The organism is Nonomuraea sp. bgisy101, from assembly GCF_057708945.1.
In genome coordinates this window covers 168,104-186,692 of the sequence record NZ_JBYITD010000011.1, presented here as the reverse complement: position 1 = coordinate 186,692, position 18,589 = coordinate 168,104, and the positions used below count along the sequence as shown (strand labels likewise).

19 protein-coding genes and 1 pseudogene are annotated in these 18,589 nt (G+C 70.6%); 11 read left to right on the top strand and 9 right to left on the bottom strand.

The window, feature by feature from the left end; all coding sequences use genetic code 11:
• Positions 1–78: 78 nt before the first annotated feature.
• Entirely contained in the window at positions 79–1,671 is a 1,593-nt protein-coding gene (locus AC3EO4_RS22415) for a sensor histidine kinase (protein ID WP_431897526.1), read from the bottom strand.
• Positions 1,672–1,677: 6 nt separating this feature from the next.
• Positions 1,678–2,361, bottom strand: coding sequence for a response regulator transcription factor (locus tag AC3EO4_RS22410; RefSeq protein WP_379581424.1), 684 nt, complete (start codon positions 2,359–2,361; stop codon positions 1,678–1,680).
• Positions 2,362–2,537: 176 nt separating this feature from the next.
• On the opposite strand from AC3EO4_RS22410, the gene AC3EO4_RS22405 reads away from it, so the two are divergent.
• The 6 genes and pseudogenes from AC3EO4_RS22405 to AC3EO4_RS22380 all read left to right on the top strand — a co-directional run bounded on the left by AC3EO4_RS22405 (position 2,538) and on the right by AC3EO4_RS22380 (position 7,461).
• The gene (locus AC3EO4_RS22405; protein WP_379581422.1) at positions 2,538–3,575 is read left to right on the top strand and encodes a tripartite tricarboxylate transporter substrate-binding protein; all 1,038 of its coding nucleotides are present in this window, start codon (positions 2,538–2,540) and stop codon (positions 3,573–3,575) included.
• 1 nt (position 3,576) lies between these two features.
• Positions 3,577–4,038 (top strand): tripartite tricarboxylate transporter TctB family protein, encoded by a 462-nt coding sequence (locus AC3EO4_RS22400; RefSeq protein WP_431897524.1) that lies wholly within the window; start codon positions 3,577–3,579, stop codon positions 4,036–4,038.
• A gap of 20 nt (positions 4,039–4,058) precedes the next feature.
• Positions 4,059–5,564 (top strand): tripartite tricarboxylate transporter permease, encoded by a 1,506-nt coding sequence (locus AC3EO4_RS22395; RefSeq protein ID WP_431897522.1) that lies wholly within the window; start codon positions 4,059–4,061, stop codon positions 5,562–5,564.
• 31 nt (positions 5,565–5,595) lie between these two features.
• Positions 5,596–5,952: pseudogene (locus tag AC3EO4_RS22390) on the top strand (NUDIX domain-containing protein); the annotation flags it as partial.
• A gap of 149 nt (positions 5,953–6,101) precedes the next feature.
• Positions 6,102–6,611, top strand: a complete 510-nt coding sequence (locus AC3EO4_RS22385) for an NUDIX domain-containing protein (RefSeq protein ID WP_431897679.1) — start codon at positions 6,102–6,104, stop codon at positions 6,609–6,611.
• 250 nt (positions 6,612–6,861) lie between these two features.
• Complete coding sequence (locus AC3EO4_RS22380) at positions 6,862–7,461, top strand: PepSY domain-containing protein (protein ID WP_431897520.1); 600 nt, start codon at positions 6,862–6,864, stop codon at positions 7,459–7,461.
• Between the two features lie 1,463 nt (positions 7,462–8,924).
• On the opposite strand, the gene AC3EO4_RS22375 is transcribed toward AC3EO4_RS22380, so the two are convergent.
• Positions 8,925–9,416, bottom strand: coding sequence for a DoxX family protein (locus tag AC3EO4_RS22375; protein ID WP_431897677.1), 492 nt, complete (start codon positions 9,414–9,416; stop codon positions 8,925–8,927).
• A 131-nt stretch (positions 9,417–9,547) separates the two neighbouring features.
• Between AC3EO4_RS22375 and AC3EO4_RS22370 the strand changes: the two genes are divergently transcribed.
• The gene (locus tag AC3EO4_RS22370) at positions 9,548–9,952 is read left to right on the top strand and encodes an HAD family hydrolase (protein WP_431897519.1); all 405 of its coding nucleotides are present in this window, start codon (positions 9,548–9,550) and stop codon (positions 9,950–9,952) included.
• 175 nt (positions 9,953–10,127) lie between these two features.
• Here AC3EO4_RS22370 and AC3EO4_RS22365 read toward each other — a convergent pair whose 3' ends face one another.
• From AC3EO4_RS22365 to AC3EO4_RS22345, 5 genes are read right to left on the bottom strand one after another with little or no spacing between them, the layout of a single operon-like run.
• Positions 10,128–10,634, bottom strand: a complete 507-nt coding sequence (locus tag AC3EO4_RS22365; protein ID WP_379581410.1) for a flavin reductase family protein — start codon at positions 10,632–10,634, stop codon at positions 10,128–10,130.
• Positions 10,631–11,974 carry an LLM class flavin-dependent oxidoreductase gene (locus tag AC3EO4_RS22360; protein ID WP_431897517.1) on the bottom strand — a complete coding sequence of 448 codons (1,344 nt, stop codon included), beginning with the start codon at positions 11,972–11,974 and terminating at the stop codon, positions 10,631–10,633. Before AC3EO4_RS22360 ends, AC3EO4_RS22365 begins: the two co-directional genes overlap by 4 nt.
• Positions 11,971–13,002, bottom strand: coding sequence for an ABC transporter permease (locus AC3EO4_RS22355; RefSeq protein WP_379581406.1), 1,032 nt, complete (start codon positions 13,000–13,002; stop codon positions 11,971–11,973). The genes AC3EO4_RS22360 and AC3EO4_RS22355 overlap by 4 nt, the downstream gene beginning before the upstream one ends.
• On the bottom strand, positions 12,995–13,789 hold the full coding sequence (locus tag AC3EO4_RS22350) for an ABC transporter ATP-binding protein (RefSeq protein ID WP_431897514.1): 795 nt from the start codon (positions 13,787–13,789) through the stop codon (positions 12,995–12,997). The genes AC3EO4_RS22355 and AC3EO4_RS22350 overlap by 8 nt, the downstream gene beginning before the upstream one ends.
• Entirely contained in the window at positions 13,786–14,802 is a 1,017-nt protein-coding gene (locus AC3EO4_RS22345; RefSeq protein WP_379581402.1) for an ABC transporter substrate-binding protein, read from the bottom strand. The genes AC3EO4_RS22350 and AC3EO4_RS22345 overlap by 4 nt, the downstream gene beginning before the upstream one ends.
• A 304-nt stretch (positions 14,803–15,106) precedes the next feature.
• Here AC3EO4_RS22345 and AC3EO4_RS22340 point away from each other — a divergent pair, with 304 nt between their 5' ends.
• A complete protein-coding gene (locus AC3EO4_RS22340) occupies positions 15,107–15,406 on the top strand; it encodes a hypothetical protein (protein ID WP_431897512.1) in 300 nt (99 codons plus the stop codon).
• Positions 15,407–15,416: 10 nt separating this feature from the next.
• Positions 15,417–16,367 (top strand): sulfotransferase family protein, encoded by a 951-nt coding sequence (locus AC3EO4_RS22335; RefSeq protein ID WP_431897511.1) that lies wholly within the window; start codon positions 15,417–15,419, stop codon positions 16,365–16,367.
• On the opposite strand, the gene AC3EO4_RS22330 is transcribed toward AC3EO4_RS22335, so the two are convergent.
• A complete protein-coding gene (locus tag AC3EO4_RS22330; protein ID WP_431897510.1) occupies positions 16,368–17,279 on the bottom strand; it encodes a glycoside hydrolase family protein in 912 nt (303 codons plus the stop codon). It lies immediately after the preceding gene.
• 122 nt (positions 17,280–17,401) lie between these two features.
• On the opposite strand from AC3EO4_RS22330, the gene AC3EO4_RS22325 reads away from it, so the two are divergent.
• Positions 17,402–17,482 carry a putative leader peptide gene (locus tag AC3EO4_RS22325; protein ID WP_379581480.1) on the top strand — a complete coding sequence of 27 codons (81 nt, stop codon included), beginning with the start codon at positions 17,402–17,404 and terminating at the stop codon, positions 17,480–17,482.
• Between the two features lie 61 nt (positions 17,483–17,543).
• Positions 17,544–18,503, top strand: a complete 960-nt coding sequence (locus tag AC3EO4_RS22320) for a TauD/TfdA dioxygenase family protein (RefSeq protein ID WP_379581394.1) — start codon at positions 17,544–17,546, stop codon at positions 18,501–18,503.
• Positions 18,504–18,589: the final 86 nt, after the last annotated feature.

Here is an 18,589-nt window from a genome sequence, read left to right as displayed (position 1 = left end):
CTGGCCCGGGTGCCGATCCGGGTGCTGATCCAAGCGCCGACCCGAGACAGCGGCAGGCAGGCGACAGAGCCCGGGGCCTCAGACGGACGGCGACGCCTCACGCGGAACGACCGGTAACGCGACCACGGCGGCGAGTCCGTGTCCGGACCCGTCGGGACGCGGCAGGCCGTCCTCCAGCCGCAGCTCGCCCCCGGCCGCCCCGACCAGGTCGGCGCAGATCGCCAGTCCCAGGCCGGTTCCGGGCACGTTCTGGTGCCGCGGCGACCGCCAGAACCGCTGGAGCGCCTGGGCCCGCTCGGACGCGTCGATCCCCTGACCGTCGTCACGGACAGCGATCGTGACCACCCCTCCGGCCACGGAGGCCTCGCCGGGTCCACAGCCGGAGGCCGCAGAAGCGTCGCCGGGTCCACAGCCGGAGGCCGCAGAAGCGTCGCCAAGTCCACAACCGGAGACCCTGGAGGCCTCGCCGGGTCCACAGCCGGAGACCGCGGAGGCGTCGCCGGGTCCGGCACTCGCACCACCGGGGACGACACGGGCGGTCACCTCCACCACCTGGGCGTCCGACAGCCGTAACGCGTTGCTGATCAGCTCGTCCAGGATGCTGCCCAGTCCCCCCGACGGCTCCAGCAGCCGCAGCCCCGGCGGTACGTCGACCGCCAGTGTCTGCCCGGCCGTCGCCGTCAACGCCCGCCACCGGTCCACCCGGGTCGCCAGCACCGCGTCGAGATCCACCGGCGACGTCGTCCTGATGTTCTCCATCCGCGCACTGGCCTGCAGCGAGTTCAGCATCCGCTGCATCGCCTTCAGCTCGTCGACGGCGACGTCGTACACCTGCCGCCCGTCGCCGGTCGCGCGCAGATGCGGGCCCAGGCTCTCCACCGCGAGCCGGAGGCTGGTCAGCGGATTGCGCAACTGATGCGACGCGTCGGACACGAACGCCCGCTGCCGCTGTACGGCGTTCTCGACCGCGTCCATCATGGTGTTGAACGACTCCGCCAGTCGCCGCAGCTCGACAGGGCCGGCCTCGGCGTCCGCCCGGGTGGTGAGGTCGCCCTGGGAGATCCGCGCGCTCGCCGCGTCCAGCTCCCGCACCGGCCGCAGCACCCACGCCGACACCGGCCAGGCGACGGCCACCAGCGCGATCAACGGCAGCAGCCCGAGCCCGGCGAGCCGGGCCCATCGCACGAGGATGCGATGGCGCGTCTTCGACAGGTCGGAGATCGTCACGACGGCGCCGACGACCTCGCTGTCCCTGCCCACCGGTTCCGCGACCACGAGTGCGGAGTCATCCCACGGCGCCCATTCCCCGGACGGTTCTGACCTCGCCCCGGCCAGCGCCGCGGTCACGATCCGGGGCAACGCCGGCTCGGCCCGCGCCGCCTCCTGGTACGCACCTGCCGGTCCGAGCAGCACCGCGCCCGACGTGTCGATCACCGCGACCGGGATGCCGTACAGCTCGCGGTAGCGCGCCAGCTCCTGGTGGAGCGCCTCGGTCCGCCCGGTCGACAGCGCGGTCTCGGCCAGCGACGCGAACCGGCCGACGTCGTTGAGCCGGTCGACGTAGGTCTCCTGCATCTCCCGCTCGGCCACGGTGACGCCGAGCGGGAGACCGAGGGCCGCGACGAGCAGCACCGCGAGGGGCACCAGGACGACGAGCAGGCGATGGCGCACGGCGCGTCAGCCGATCAGCTCCGGCCGGTCGGCCAGGAGCCGATAGCCGACCCCGTGGATCGTGCGGATGAGCACGGCCGGCCCGAGCTTGTGCCGCAGTGCCGCGATGTGGGTGTCCAGGGTGCGACTCGAGGACTCCCAGGTCGCGCCCCAGATCTGGTCGAGGATGACGTCGCGGCTCACCACGTTCGGCGCCCGCCGGGCCAGCAGCAGGAGCAGCTCGAACTCCTTGCGGGTCAGCGTCACGGGCGTGCCGTCGACGGCGACTTCACGGGTGCCGACGCCGATCCGCATCGGGCCGAGGAGGAGCGGCTCGTCCGGGTGACTCAGGGCACGAGCCACCCGGGTACGCCGCAGGACGGCGTCGATCCGGGCGAGCAACTCCGGGACGCCGAACGGCTTCACGATGTAGTCGTCGGCGCCGGCGCGCAGGCCACGGACCCGCTCGTGCTCCTCCGAGCGTGCTGTCACGGCGATGACGGCGGTCTCCGGGCGGTCACGCAGCTTGCGGATCACGTCGAGTCCGTCGCCGTCGGGCAGACCCAGGTCGACGAGGACCACATCGGACGGGGCGGCACGCACGGCCTCCGCGGCGGTGGCGACGCGGTGGACCTCGAAGCCCGCCTGGGCCAGGACGGTCACCAGACCCCGCGCCACGCGGTCGTCATCCTCGATGATGGTGATCCGCATACCGGCGGATTGTACGGCCCGGATCGACGCCCGCGTCAGCCCTGCAGTTCTTGGGATTCTCCTGACATCCAGCGCATTCCTTGGGATTCCCCTGACACCATCCGCGTCCCTGCCAGCCGAGACTGAGGCCGAGCACTCACCGACACATGCGCATGCGCTGACGAGGAGGCCGCCATATGAGAACGATCAGCAGGTACCGGGCCGCCACACGGATGATCGCCGCGATCGGCGTCGTATCGCTCGTCGCCGCCTGCTCCGGCAACGGAGGCACCACCGGCGCGGGCGCCACCGGCGGAGGCGAGGCCGGAGGCTATCCGGACCAGAACATCACGTTCGTCGTACCGTTCAGCGCGGGCGGCCCGACGGACACCGTCACTCGCATGATCGCCGAGCCGATGGCCGCCAAGCTCGGCACCAAGATCGTCGTCCAGAACGTCGAGGGCGCGGGCGGAACGGTCGGCGCCGGCGAGGTCGCGCGGGCCCAGCCCGACGGCTACACCGTGCTCATGCACCACATCGGCATGTCGACGGCGCCCGCCCTGTACAAGAACCTGGGCTACAAGCCGCTCGAGAGCTTCGAGATGGTCGGGCTCGTCACCGAGGTGCCGATGACGATCGTCGCCCGCAAGGACTTCGCGCCCGCGACGCTCCAGGACCTCGTCACCTACGTGAAGGCGAACGCCGGCAAGGTCACGCTGGCCAACGCCGGCATCGGCGCCGCGTCCCACCTGTGCGGCCTGCTGTTCCAGACCGCCGCCGGTGTCAAGCTCCAGGAGGTCCCGTACGAAGGCACCGGCCCCGCGCTGACGGACCTCGTCGGCGGGCAGGTCGACTTCATGTGCGACCAGACGACCAACACCAGCGGCCAGATCTCCGCGGGCGAGGTGAAGGCGTATGCGGTCACCACGCCGGAGCGGGTGAAGAGCCTGCCCGACCTGCCCACCACGGCCGAGGCCGGGCTGCCCAAGCTCCAGGTCAGCGTGTGGCACGGTCTCTACGTCCCGGCCGGTACGCCGCAGGAGGTCGTCCAGAAGCTGTCCGAGGCGCTGAAGGTGGCGCTGGCCGACCAGAAGGTCGTCGACCAGATGGCCAAGCTCGGCACCGCGCCGGTCCCGGCCGAGAACGCGACCCCGCAGGCGCACCGGGCCAAGCTCCAGGAGCAGCTGGGCACCTGGGCGAAGGTCATCGCCGACGCCGGCGTCAAGGCCTCCTGAGGTGGAGCGCCGCCGGTCCTTCCCTGACGTCCTCGCCGGGGGGATCTTCGTCCTGATCGGTGGCGCGTTCGTGGTGGGGTCGCTCGGCTACGAGCTGGGCACCCCGCTGCGGATGGGCCCCGGCGCCTTCCCGCTGCTGGTCGGCGCGATCGTGGCCGCCCTGGGCCTGGCGATCGTCATCAAGGGACTCATCGCGGGCGAGGTGGTCTCGTTCGGGCCGATCCCCTGGCGTGCGGTCGTCTTCATCGTGCTCGCGGTCCTGTTCTTCGGATTCACCGTCCGGGGCCTCGGATTCGTACCGACGTCGGCGGTGACCGCCCTGCTCACCACGCTGGCCGGCTCGCGCGTACGGCCGCTCACGGCCGTGGCCGTGGCCGCCGGGCTGACCGTGGCCAGCACTCTGATCTTCGTCGTCGGACTTCAGCTGCGGATCCCGCTATGGGGCCCGTGGCTGGGGTTCTGACGCGGCATCCGGATTGAGGCATGGAACTTCTCGACAACCTCGCGCTGGGCTTCTCGACCGCCCTCCTGGTTCAGAACGTCCTCTACTGCTTCGTGGGAGTGCTGCTCGGGACGGCGGTCGGCGTGCTGCCCGGCATCGGTCCAACGGCGACGGTGGCGATGCTGCTGCCGATCACGTTCAGCTTCGAGCCGGTGACGGCGCTGATCATGCTGGCGGGCATCTATTACGGCGCGCAGTACGGCGGCTCGACGACCGCCATCCTGATCAACCTGCCCGGTGAGTCGTCGGCGGCGGTCACCGCGCTCGACGGGCACGAGATGGCCCGGCACGGCCGGGCCGGCGCGGCGCTGGCGGCCGCCGCGATCGGATCCTTCATCGCGGGTACGGTGGCCACCGTCGTACTGGCCGTCGCGGCCCCGCCGCTGGCCCGCGTCGCGTTGAAGTTCGGCCCGGCCGAATATTTCTCGCTGGTACTGCTCGGCCTGATCGTGTCGATCACGCTGGCGCGCGGCTCGGCGCTCAAGGCGCTGGCGATGATCGCGCTCGGTGTCCTGCTCGGCACGGTCGGCCAGGACATCTACACCGGCACGCCCCGGTTCGTGTTCGACCAGCGCGAGCTGTACGGCGGCATCGACTTCGTGTCGGTCGCCGTCGGCATGTTCGGGGTGGCCGAGATCCTGCGCAACCTGGAGAACGAGCAGACCCGCACGGCGATCGTCAGCAAGGTGAAGAACCTTTGGCCGACCCGCGAGGACCGGCGCCGGATGGTCGGCCCGATCGTGCGGGGTACCGGTCTCGGCGCCGCGCTCGGCGTCCTGCCCGGCGGTGGCCACGTGCTGGCCTCGTTCACCTCGTACGCCGTCGAGAAGCGGATCTCGAAGCGGCAGCAGGAGTTCGGGCGCGGCGCGATCGAGGGCGTCGCGGGCCCCGAGTCGGCCAACAACGCCGCCGCGCAGACGTCGTTCATCCCGCTGCTCACCCTGGGTCTGCCCGCCCACCCGGTGATGGCGCTGATGGTCGGCGCGTTCATCGTCCACGGCATCACCCCAGGCCCGAACGTGATCACCGACGAACCGGCGCTGTTCTGGGGCCTGATCGCGTCGATGTGGATCGGCAACGTGCTGCTCGTGCTGCTGAACCTGCCGCTGATCGGCGTCTGGGTGCGCATGCTGCGCATCCCGTACCAGGTGCTGTTCCCGATGATCATCCTGTTCGCCGCGATCGGCACGTATTCCCTGGGGTTCAACGCGTACGACGTCTACGCGATCGTGTTCTTCGGGCTCCTGGGCTACATCCTGATCAAGTGCGGCTGCGAGCCGGCGCCGCTTCTGCTGGGCTTCGTCCTCGGGCCCCTGCTTGAGGAGAACCTGCGGCGGGCGCTCATCATCTCCCGCGGCGACCCGTCGGTCTTCCTGACCCGCCCGATCTCCGCGGCGCTCTTGGCGCTGGCGGTGGCGGCGCTCGTCGTCGCCGTCCTCCCGACGATCCGCAAGCGCCGCGAGGTCGTGTTCGCGGAGGAGGAGTAGGAATGTCGATCTCTCACAGATCCTGTCGGCCGTGACGCGTATCGTCCCCACCGTGCCTGATGTGATCGCTCGTCCCACCGCCCGCGTCCTGCTCGTCGACGACCACCATCGGATCCTGCTGTTCCACGGGCAGGGTCCGACCAGGAATCCCGATATCGCCTGGTTCACCCCCGGCGGCGGAGTCCAGGCAGGCGAGGACCTCGCGGTGGCCGCGGCCCGCGAGTTGCGCGAAGAGACCGGCCTCGAGGTCAGCCCTGAGTCTCTCGGCCAGGTGGTGGCGACCAGTGAAGGCCATTGGGTCGCCGATGACGACACCATCTACTACGCCACTGACAGCTACTTCTTCCTGCGCGTCCCCGAGCTGACCGTCAACGTCGAGGAGATGGAGGAGCTCGAACGCTCGCTGCTCAACGCGTACCGCTGGTGGAGCCTGGACGACCTCAAGGCGAGCACCGGCAGGCTCGTCCCGATGAACCTGCCGGCCCTGCTCGAACCACTGCTCAGGGGTGAGCTTCCGGACGAGCCGATCGTCATCGCCTGGCACCGTCCCGCGCCGTCGTCCGGGTCGCCGCCCGTGTCATCCTCGCCGACGCCAAGGACCGTGTCCTGCTCTATCGGGCCCCGCGCGCCGCCAGGAACGGCGGCCACGCCTGGTTCACCCCCGGCGGCGGCCTCCACCCCGGCGAGGCGCCCGCCGCCGCGGCCGCCCGTGAACTGCGCGAAGAGATCGGCTACCGGGTCGGCCCCGACGCGCTCGGCCCGGCCGTGGCGCTCAATGCCGGGTTGTGGGTCCGCGACGACGGTGTCCTCATGCGCTCCGAGCACCACTTCTTCTTCCACCGCGTCCCCGACCTGGAGATCAACACCTCCGGTATGGAGGACTACGAGCGTTCCCAGCTCGACGCCTTCCGCTGGTGGAGTCTGGACGAGTTGCGTGCCACGACCGAGCAGATCCTCCCCTTCCACCTGCCCGACCTGACGGAGCGCCTGCTCAACGCAGACATCCCGACCGAGCCGGTCTTCATGTCCTGGGATCGGGCTGACTGATCCGCTCCACCGGACCGGCTGACACGACGCTGACCGGAATCTCCAGGAACGGCCTGCGCCAACCCGGTGATCTCCGCCCGGTCAGCGTCAGCCGTACGAGAAACCGAAATGCCGCAGCTCCGCGTTCGATCCCGTCCACGACCCGCCCGGCCGCGCCGGCCGGAGCCGCAGGTGAGGCCCGACAGAGGTCTGGACCAAATTGTCCGACTTCCGGGCGTGCCTTTATGGAGTTTCGGGCAGCGTCCTCAGTATGAATGGTGGAAAACGGACAAAGGCCATCATCAGCGCCGTCTTCGCCTGCTCGGCCCTGCTCGCGGCCGCGGCCTGCGGGAGCGTCGACACCCAGTCCAGCGCCGTCAAGGCGGCGCCCGCCGGACTCATGTCACCGTCCGGGATGCCGGCCGACCCCAGCCAGGAACCCGGCGGCATGGCGGACCTCGGGAAGGTCGGCGCCGCGGCCATGGCCGCCGTCGAGGGCTCCACGATCCTCTCGGTCCAGGCGGAGAACGACGGCCAGCTCTGGGAGGTCCAGTTGGCCGGACCCGACGGGACAGAGCGCGTGCTGGAAGTGGACTCCTCAGGAAAGGTCGTCTCGGAACCCCGCGTCAAGGTCACCGGCGAAGGGGAAAAGGAAAGGGTCATGGGCATCATCAAGGATGCCAAGGTCACCTTCCAGGACGCGGTGGAGAAGGTGTCCTCCGCGATGCCGGAAGGCAAGATCGCCCATCTGAGCCTGGACAGGTACAGCGACGACACGCTCGTCTGGGACGGCGACATCGTCTCCCCTGACGGCGCCTGGCAGGGGGTCAAGGTCGACGCCAAGACCGGCACCGTGACCAAGGAAGGCTAGAGAGGCCAAGCCCGCGTTCGCCTCATTTGGGGTCCGTGAGAAGCGCGCTGATCGCGTGCAGGGCCGGAACAGGCTCGATCCGCTTGGCGCCAAGGGCCGACCGTTGGCGATGTCGGCCGGTGGGCGGTGACCTTCCGCATCCGGGATGAGCCGGCCGGGGCCGGGGTGGTGGTGAACGCGAAGCGGTTTGTACACCCAATTTTCGCGATCTTGACACGTTTGTCACGCCAATGCATAACATGTATGTAGAGGCGATCGACCCCCATCGCAGTGGAGGCACCCCCATGCCGCCAGACCCGCCAGGACCGTCGAAGCCGTGGTACGCGTGGGCGGACGGCCCCGAGCCGGCTCGTGAGTGGCCGGCTCCGAAGGTGGATGTCGACGTCGACCGCACCCGGTTGAAGACGATCGGCGCCGCGATGCAGGCGGACGTGGGTGCCGAACCGGGGCCGGATCTGGAGTTCGGCGTCGACGAGTTCGGCGGGCTTCCCGCTCGTTTCCGCTGGCTCCTGCTGGACGATTTCGCGGAATGGTCCTGGTGGAGCTCGATGCAGGCGGTCCGGTCCGCTCTCGTCAGGATCGACGAGGCGCTCAAGCAGGGCGCGACGGCCGTTCACCACAGCTACGGCGATCTCGGCGGCCTGCTGTTCGCCACCGGCGTGAACTACGACAGGGCCTTGGAGCTCCTCGAAGGCAATCTCGTGCTCTTGGACAGGTCGGTCAACGGCATGGGGGTCCGGCACGAAACCGTCCTCACCAGGGAGCCGTGGAAGGACGAGGACGTGTCCCAGTACGACGCGTCGTACGTCAAGCAGTTCCTCGACTCCGTCGATCCGCGGAAGCTGGCCGCCCAGGGGACGCTCTGCTCGGATCTGGCGATGTGGTTCTCCGAGCTCCAGTGGAGCGTCGAGGGACGGGCCCGCGAGCTGGCGGGCGCGTGGAAGGGACCGACGTCCGAGATCGCGCTCGAGGGTATGCGCAAGGTGCACGCGACCTGCGGAGCCCTGGCTTATGCGAGCGGGCGGACCGGGGAGACGATCAGCTGGCTGGCCGGGGTGCTGCAGCAGTACCAGACGGGTTTCGAGAGCATCGTCGAGCTCGGCGACTGGGAGCTCGACGACGATCTGGCCGCGCTGGTGCTGCCCACCGGAGGCAGCGCGCACGACCGGGCCCGCGACCTGCTGCGGGAGCTGAACGTCCAGCTGGCCATCGCTCACGGCATGCTCCCCGGGGAGGTCGAGACGCTGCTTCCCGGCATCGTCGACGGGTCGGGGTCGTTGAGCTGGCACAGGGAGGACGGTCTCAAGGACGACAGCTCGTACTGGGGGTTCCTGGAGCTCGACTTCCAGCATCAGCGCGAGGACGCGGCGCGCGACCGCGAGAGCGGGGCCGCCGGCGGGCTGGGCTACTGGGTGCCGCCGGTCGGCATGGCCATGGGGAGCCCGCCCGCGTCCGGCGGGGGATCACGGGCGGCGGCGCCCCCTCGCGGGGGGAGTCGCGGGATGGGCTCGCTTGTGGGCGAGACGGCGTACGGGAATCACGAGCGCCAGGATCGAGGCCAGGTCGAACCGCGCGTACGCCCGCAGCCCCCACGAGATCAGCGTGAACGCGGCGAAGGCGACCGGCGCGGCTACCGCCATGAGTTCGTCGCCGAGCGCCAGGTGGGAGGCGGCCGCCCCGGTGCAGACGAAGAGGAGCCCGGCGTACGCCCACTCCTTCAGCCTGGGAAGGCCGGGGACGAGCAGCGCGAGCACCCCGAGCGCCTTCCGGACGCCCAGGATGCTGAGCAGGTAGGCGGGGTAGCCGAGGTGGACGAAGGTGTCGAGGACGTAGGGGGTTCGCAGGAGGTCCCACCCGGCCCCGACCGCGGACTCGACGATGACGGGGAGCGTGGCGAGCCAGTAGACGCCGGTGCGGATCAGGGCGGAGGCTCGGCGGGTGGCGGTGATGCTCATGGGGTTCATCTCCTCGATCGTCACCTGGATGACGACGCGCGGCAGGAGAGTGTGACCGACCGGACCCGCGGCGTCGGGGATGGCGGCCACTGAGCGAGTGGTTCCGGCCGCCTAGGGGCTACCGGGAGCGGATGCCGTCCCTGGTGCGGTGCTTTCCCGGGGTGCTGGAGGGGCTGGCGGAGCTGCGGGCCGACGGGTGGCGGGTGGGTGTCGTCACCAACGGGGCGGCCGACAACCAGGTGGGCAAGCTGGAGCGGACCGGGCTGATGGACGCGCTGGACGGTTACGCGGTTTCGGGGGCGGAGGGCATCCGCAAGCCGGAGGCGGGGCTGTTCGAGATCGCGGCGCGCAGGTGCGGGGTGAGCCTGGCCGGGGGCGGGTGGATGGTCGGCGACAACCTGGTGGCCGACGTGGGTGGAGGGCGGGCCGCGGGCCTGCGGACGGTGTGGGTCGGCGGGCCGTCCGGCCGCGGGTGCGAGGCGGATCACGTCGCGACGGACGCGGTCGCGGCCATGGCGACCATCCGCCGCGGGTGACGGACCCAGCAGGGGCCCACCGCTCCAGGAGAGCGGCGGGCCCGAAGCCGCGTGATGTACGAAGCCCGGGGTTGGCCGGGAGTCAAGGGATGGGCGGGAAGTCAGGGGTCTGCGGGGAGTCAAGAGGTGTGGGCGGAAGTCAACGGGTAGGCGGAAGTCAACGGGTGAGCGGGAGTCAGGGGTGGGCGGTGAACCGGCCGAAGGCGCCCTGGTGGTACAGGAGCGGGCGGCCGGGATGGTGGACGTCCACCTCGGCCACCAGGCCCACGACCAGGATGTGGTCGCCCACGTCCACCCTCTCGTACGGCAGGCAGATCAGGTGCGCAGAGACGTCCGAGAGCAGCGGCGCCCCCAGCTCCCCCGCCCGCCAACTGGTCGGCTCGGCGAACCTGTCGATGCCCTTGCGGGCGAACCGCGTGGCCAGTTCCGACTGCTCGCTGGTCAGCACGTTGACCGCGAAGTGGTCGGCCGTGGCCAGCCACGGCCAGGTCGTCGAGGCCCTGTCCACGTAGAAGGACACCAGGGGCGGCTCGAGGCTCACCGACGTGAACGACGTGGCCGTCAGCCCGACGGGCACTCCCCCGTTCTGCGCGGTGATCACCACGACGCCCGCGGCGTGGACGGCCAGCGCCTGCCTGAACCGGTCGGCGTTCACCGCGCGGTCGGGCATGGTGTCGGTCATGAGGCCACCACCACGTCGAGCTCCCGGTCGGGTTCGGCCGCGTATCGTGACGAGGGCCGGGTCAGCCCGTAGTTCTCCCTCAGCGTGCCGCCTTCGTACTCGGTCCTGAACAACCCTCTGGCCTGGAGTTCGGGCACGACATGGTCGACGAAGTCCTCGAGCCCTCGGGGCAGGATCGGCGGCATGATGTTGAAGCCGTCCGCCGCGCCGTAGTCGAACCATTCCTGCAGTTCGTCGGCGATCTGCTCGGGCGTGCCCGCCACCACCCTGTGGCCGCGCCCGCCGGCCAGGCGGGACAGCAGCTGCCGTACGGTGAGCCGCTCGCGCCTGGCCAGCTCGACGACGAGCTTGCGCCTGCTCTGGGCTCCCTCGGTCTCGACGCCGACGTCGGGGAGGGGCTTGTCGAGGGCGTCCTCCTTCAGGTCGATGCCGATGAGGGTGGCCAGCTGGCTGAGCCCGTAGGCGGGGATGATCAGGTCTTCGAGCTCCTTCTCCAGGCGGTGTGCCTCCTCCTCGGTGGAGCCGATGATCGGGGAGATGCCGGGCAGGACGAGCAGTTCCTCCTGGCGCCTGCCGTAGGCGCGCAGGCGGTTCCTGAGGTCGATGGAGAACTCGCGCGCCTCCCCCAGCGTCTGCTGGGCGGTGAAGACGGCCTCGGCGTGGCGGGCGGCGAAGTCCTTGCCGTCCTCGGACGAGCCGGCCTGGACCAGCAGCGGCCTGCCCTGCGGGGTGCGGGAGGTGTTGAGCGGGCCGCGGACGCTGAAGTGCGCTCCCTCGTGCTCGATCGGGTGGATCTTTCCGAGGTCGGCGTAGGTGCCGCCGGCGCGGTCGGAGAGGACGGCGTCGTCCTCCCAGCTGTCCCAGAGCTTGCCGACGACGTCGAGGAACTCGGTGGCCCTGGCGTAGCGCTCGGCGTGCGGCGGTCGTTCGATGCCGAAGTTGTGCGCCTCGGCCTCGCCGGCGGAGGTGACGATGTTCCAGCCCGCCCTGCCGCGGCTGATGTGGTCGAGCGAGGCGAACTTGCGCGCCACGTGGAAGGGCTCGTTGTACGTCGTGGACACGGTGGCGATCAGGCCGACGTGCTCGGTGACGACGGCGAGCGCCGACAGCAGCGTCAGCGGTTCGAGCCCGCCGAGCGCGTTGTGCCTGACGTTGCCCCACAGGGCGAGGCCGTCGGCGAGGAACACCGAGTCGAGCTTGCCGCGTTCGGCGATCCTGGCGAGGTTCTGGTAGTGGCGGACGTCGGTGAGCCTGGCCGGCTCCGCGCTCGGGTGGCGCCATGCCGCCTCGTGGTGGCCGACACCCATGAGGAAGGCGTTGAGGTGCAGGTGTCTGGTCATGTGGTCCTCCAGGTCGAGAAGCGGCGCTCCACGCTGACCAGGAGCTGGTTGAACAGCAGGCCGATGGCGGAGATCGTGATGATGCCGGCGTACATGTCGTGGATGCGGAAGCTGGACTGCGAGGCCTGGATGAGGTAGCCGAGGCCGGCCTTGGCCCCGACCATCTCGGCGAAGAGCAGGACGAGGATCGAGTACGCGCCGGCCAGCCGTACGCCGGTGAAGATGGTCGGGACGGCGGCGGGCAGGATCACCTTCTGGAACAGCCGGAACGGGCCGAGGCCCATCGACCGCGCCGACTTGATCAGCAGGGGTTCGACGGTCTTCACGCCGCTGATCGTGTTGAGCAGGATGGGCCACGAGCAGGCGTAGAGGACGAATGTGATCTTGGTGGTCTCGCCGATGCCGAGGATCAGCGTGAACACCGGCAGCAGCGCGACGGCCGAGGTGTTGCGGAACAGCTCCAGCACGGGGCTGAGGAAGGCGGCCACGGGCCGGTACCAGCCGATCGCCAGGCCCAGCGGGATGGCCAGCGCGATGGCCAGGGCGAATCCGGCGAACGAGCGCAGCAGCGAGGCGCCGAGGTGCTCGCCGAGCTGCCCCGTGACCAGCAGGTCGTATCCGGCGGCCAGGTTCTCCGACAGCGGCGGGACGAACACCCTGTCGACGACGCCCGCTCGGGGCAGCGCCTCCCAGAGGGCGAGCAGCAGGACGATCGCGGCCGACCGTTCGACCGCCGTGGTCAGCGGCCTGGGCAGGAGCGGACGGCGAGCGCGCGGGGGCGGCGGGGGTTCCTCACCCTCGACGTCGTCGTCGGGCAGGTCGTACCAGTGCGTGTCGCCGGGGAACGGATCCTGCGGCTCGGCGGTCCCCGCCTCCACGCCTGGGGCGGCCGGTGGTGCCTTCGCGTCCGAGGCGGCCGGCGCGACCCTCGTCCCCGGACGGGTCGCCGGCGCCTTCGTGTCCGGCGCGGCAGAGGCCGCCCTCGTCTCCGGGCGGGACGGCGGCGCCTTCGTCTCCAGCTCAGCCAACGGAGCTCGCCTCCTCGCGGCGGGCGGCGGCGACCTCGTCGCGCAGCAGGGTCCAGATGTGGTGGCGGTACTCGCCGAAGCGCGCCTCGGCTCGCAGGTCGCCTTCGCGGGAGCCGAACTCGATGGCGAGCGTCTCCTTGATGCGCCCGGGGCGTGAGGTCATGACCGCGACCCGCTGGCCGAGGTAGACGGCCTCGTCGATCCCGTGCGTGATGAACACGATCGTCTTGCCGGTCTTCTCCCAGATGTGCAGCAACTCCTCCTGGAGCGACTCGCGGGTCTGCGCGTCCAGGGCGGCGAACGGCTCGTCCATCAGCAGCACGTCGGGGTCGAAGGCCAGGCTGCGGGCGATGGCCACGCGCTGGCGCATGCCGCCCGACAGCTCGTGCGGGTAGCGGTCCTCGAACCCGGCGAGCCCGACCAGGTCCAGGTAGTGCCTGGCCCGCTCGGCGCGTTCCTTCTTCGGCACGGCCTTGGCCTCCAGGCCGAACTCGACGTTGCCGGTGGTGGTCCGCCAGGGGAAGAGCGCGTACTGCTGGAAGACGATCCCCCTGTCGAGCCCCGGGCCCGTGATGGGCACGCCGTCGATGAGGATCCGTCCCGAGGTCGGCCGGGTCAGGCCGGCGATCAGGTCGAGCAGCGTGGACTTGCCGCAGCCGCTCGGCCCCACCAGCGTGAGGAACTCGCCGGCGCGGATGTCGAGGTCGATGCCCTCCAGCGCGGTGAACGGCCGGTCGGAGTCCCTGACGTCGAACACCTTGCCCACGTTCTGGATGGCGATCTTCATGAGGCGCTCCCGTTGGCGTAGGGGTTGTAGGCGTTGGTGTAGAGGTCGGACACCTTGACCTGGCCGGGCCGCAGCTCGCCCTCGCGCTCCAGCCAGTCGATCCAGGTCTGGAACTCCTTGTCGGCGATCACGCCGCCCTTGCCCGCGATCCCCGAGCTCTTCCAGAACGTCACGGCCGTGGCGTCCTCGCTGCGCCCGCGCTTGGCGATGATCTTCTTGAAGGTGGCGACGACCTCCTGCCGGGGATGGGTCTGCGTCCAGTGCACGGCCTTGGCGAACGCCTCGACGAAGGTCCTGGTCGTGCGGGGGTTGCCGGCGACGAAGTCGTCACGCAGGACGACGGAGCCCGCGGTGAACGGCCCGAACAGGCCGACGTCGGTGAACAGCGGGCGCAGCCCTCCGCGCTGCAGCGCCTTGTCCTTGAGGATCCCGCCGAGCGTCCCCACGTCGAGCTGGCCCTGGCGGATGGCCTGCTCGGTGTTGACGGGCGGGATGACGACGAGCTCGACCTGCTTGATCTCCTCGGGGGTCAGCCCCTCGCGCTTGAGGTACTCCTTGATGACCGCCTCGTGGTGCGCGCCGAGGGTGTTGACTCCGATCTTCTTGCCGATCAGATCGCGGGCGGTCCTGATCGGGCTGTCGTCGGCCACGTAGTAGCCGCTGAAGCTCTGCTCGTCGGAGCCGTAGTAGCCGACGACGGCCTTGATCGGCGCCTTGGCCGCCTTGAGCTTGATGATCGCGCCGTTGAAGGCGCCGCCGATGTCGGTCTGGCCCGTGGCGACCGACTGGATGTCCTGGGGGCCGCTGGTGGTGTTGCCGACCCACTTGAGCTTGATGTCGCCGAGGTAGCCGAGCTCCTCCGCGAGCTCGGGGAAGGTGACGGCGCCCGCGCTTCCCTGGTAGCGCAGCTCGGTGGTCTCGGCGCCGTCCTTGGTGGCCGCGCCTTGGGCCGACGCGCAGCCGGCCAGCAGGGCCAGCAGGGCGTACGGCAGGGCATGTCTGATCTTGGTCAAGGGAGTGTCCTCACGAGAGCACGGCGTCACGCCAGCGGGCGGGCACGCCGGATGAGAGTTCGTCGGTGGATCGCGCGGGCGCCTTCGGCCACGCGGAAGGGAACGGCGAGTGATCGGCTCTGTGATCAGCGACACTGCGCGCTGGCGACGTGGCCGTAGTCCACGTGCGGGCGTCTGGTCAGGTAGTGGCCCTGCCTCATGTCTGGGAACCTACGCGCTCGAGCGCCCTAAGTAAATATTTCCTACTGGTTTTACATGAATAATTACCCATTGACCTTGTAGGGATTTGGGGGATGCTGGACTCATGGCACTCTGGACCCCCGATCCCACCTTCTGTCCCTCGCCCCGAGACGCCGCCGCCGCACCGGCCGAACGGCTCGCCTACGTCGCAGCCTTCGACCGCCGCGCGCAACGGCCCGACTCCGGGGGCCTGGGGGTGGCCGCGCTGCACACGCCGGCGATGTTCGCCGTCGCGGGGGCGGTCGCGCTGGTCGTCTTCGAGGTCGTGGGCCTGACCGTGCTGCGCAGAGCGTGGTTCGACGTCGACAGGATGTGGGCCGTCGCGCTGGTGGGCGCGGGCGTGCTCACCCTCGCGCAGGCATAGGGGGTCGGTCATGAGCCTGCCGGATTTCCTCGTCATCGGCGCCCCGAAGACCGGGACGACCGCGCTGCACACCGCGCTGCAACGCCATCCCGACCTCTACCTGTCCGTGGTGAAGGAGCCCAAGCACTTCCTGACCGACGGCCCGCCTCCGGCAAGGGGCGGCCCCGGCGACGCGGAGACCTACCGCGAGCACGTCTGGCGGCGCGAGGACTACGAGGCCCTGTTCGCCGCGGCGCCTCCCGGCACGCTGCGCGGCGAGTCGACGCCCTTCTACCTCTACGACCTGGACGCCCAGCGGCGCATCCGCGCCGCCGTCCCGCACGCCAGGCTCATCGTGATCCTGCGCGATCCCGTCGAGCGCGCCCACTCCAACTGGACGCACCTGTGGTCGGCGGGCCTCGAACCCGTCGGCGACGTGGTGCGCGCCTGCGCGCAGGAGCGGCGGCGGATCGCCGCGGGCTGGGCGCACTTCTGGCACTACGTCGGTCTCGGCAGGTACGGCGAGCAGCTGTCGCACCTGTTCACGCTCTTCCCGCGCGAGCAGGTGCTGACCTTCCGCTACCGGGATCTCGTCGACAGGCCCGCGCAGACCCTCGACCTGATCTGCGGCTTCCTCGGGATCCGCGCCGGCCTGCTCACCGAGGTGCCCAGGGAGAACGTGACCGCTCATCCGCAGGCGAGCCCCCGGCACACGCTGCTGTCGGCCTTCAGGAGGCGGCTGCCGGGGACGCTGGCCGAGCCGCTGGAGAACAGGCTCCAGCAGCGCGGCAAGTCGCGCCGCCCGCTCACGTGGGAGCAGCGGCGCGAGCTCATCCCCTACTTCGCCGACGACGTCGCCCTGCTCCAGCGGGTGACGGGCGACGACTTCGGCGACTGGCTCAGGCCACGCGAACGCTCGGGCGGCCTGGTCGGCACCCGCCCCGACGGGCAGCGGCAGGCGAGGAACGGGAGGTCGACCTGATCAGCGCAGTTCGGTGAGCAGCTCGTGGGAGCCGTCCGGCCTGGTGAACTCGTAGTACATCCGGGTGCGCCCGTCGGGCAGGTCCACCAGGTCGAGGTAGCGCAGGCCGCCGCCGGCGTGCGGTGAGGCGGCGACCGGCATGGTCCCCATGGGCGTCAGCGCGGCGGGGTCGGTCCCCTCGGCGATGCCCGTGCGCTCCTCGTAGTTCTCCGCCGCGCTCGCGCGCCCGTCGTAGAAGGCCCGCACGCCGCCGCCGGTGAAGCGCACGGCGCTGACCCTGACGCCGCGGCCGTCCCACGCGCCGTGGCGGCCGCTGAGCGCGGTGCCGTGCCACGTCCATGCCAGGCCGTCGGGGCTGGTGGCGTAGTCGGTGACCATCCTGTCCTCCTCGCCGGGGTCGGCGAGCGGGTGGCACGAGGCCCACAGGTGCCAGGTACCGCCGTGCCGTACGATCACCGGGTCCTTCACCCCCGTCTTGGGGTCGCCGGGCAGGACGGTCATGCGGGAGCGCGGGTCGAAGTCCGCCGGGTCGGCGGCCTCGAGCACCTCCACCCGCCAGTGCTTGGTGCCGGGAGTGGCGCAGCTCAGGTACAGCCGCCAGCCGCCCCCTGGCAGGCGGACCAGGGCGGGGCGTTCCAGCGACTCCGCGTCCATCTGCTCGCTGCTGATCGTGGTGAGCGTCTCGAAGCGCTCGCCGTCCGCGGAACGGGCGACGACGACCGCGTAGCCGCGGCCCTCACCCAGCGGACGCCTGAGCCGGTAGGCGAGATAGATCAGCCCGTCGTCGGCGGCGGCGCTGGGCGCGCCGGCCCAGTGTCCCTCCCCTGCGACCGGGGGCGTCACCGCGACCGCCGCGCGGCCGGGGGCGGGAACCAGCGCCTCGATGTGGCGGGCGTCCTGATTGATCGACATGTGCTCGACGGTAGGCCTCGATACGGGGCTCGGCATGGCCTTTCACCTTCTCTTGGCTCGCGGCGCAGAGTTTCATGTATTCCCTATTGACTTCATGGGGAATATAGCCGAGTGTCAAGGGTGTGATCTACAGCGAGCTTCTGGTCGCTCGCCTCCACGTCGATCTCATGCGGCAGGCGAGCGCCCTCTGTGCCTGGCGGTGACCTCGGGTCCCGCTCCCCTACTCCCCGGTACAGACCGCCCTACGCCCATGGAGGCCACGTCATGCCATCGACCACGTCCACCCTCGACATCCGCCGCGTCGCGGGACACATCGGCGCCGAGATCCTCGGCGTCGACCTCTCCCACCCGCTCGACCCCTCCACGGTCGAGGAGATCAGGCAGGCCCTGCTCGCCCACAAGGTCGTGTTCTTCCGCGGCCAGACCCTCGACCACGCCGGCCAGATCGCCTTCGCCCGCCGGTTCGGCGCGCTCACTCACGCCCACCCGCACGAGGACGCGCCGCCGGAGGAGTTCCCGCAGATCCTGACCATCGACCCGCGCCGCTACGAGGAGCGCTACGGGCCCGACTACCGCGAGCTGTACCGCAGGCGCCAGTACTCGTACTACTCGGGCTGGCACACCGACGTCACCGCCGCCGTCAACCCGCCGGCCGCCTCGCTCCTGCGCGCGGAGACCGTCCCCGCGTTCGGCGGCGACACCCAGTGGACCAACCTGGTGGCCGCCTACGAGGGGCTGTCCGAGCCGCTCAGGGCCTTCGTCGACGGACTCAGGGCCGAACACCGCTTCCTCGCGGGCTACCGGCCCACCGACGAGGACGGGAAGCTCGTCAAGCGGATCAACGACAACCTGCTCGTCTCGATCCACCCGGTCGTCAGGGTGCACCCCGAGACCGGGGAGAGGGCGCTGTTCGTCAATCCCGGCTTCACCGACCACATCGTCGGCCTGTCCGCCCAGGAGAGCCGCCGGATCCTGGAGCTGCTGTACGAGCAGATCACCAGGCCCGAGTACACCGTCCGCTTCCGCTGGCAGCCGGGCAGCCTGGCCTTCTGGGACAACAGGGCCACCGCGCACCTGGCGCCGTCCGACCTGGACCACTTGGACGTCCAGCGCACCCTGCACCGCGTCACGCTGATCGGCGACCGGCCCGTCGGACCTGACGGGTTCGTCTCCGAGATCGTCGCAGGCCGCGAGTTCACCGCCGAGTCCCTCGTCGTCGCCTGACGGGACGGACTCCTCACGGGGCGGGGCGTTGGGAGGCGCCCCGCCCCCGGCTCAGGCGGGGACGCGAGCCCCGCTCCGGCCCGGGC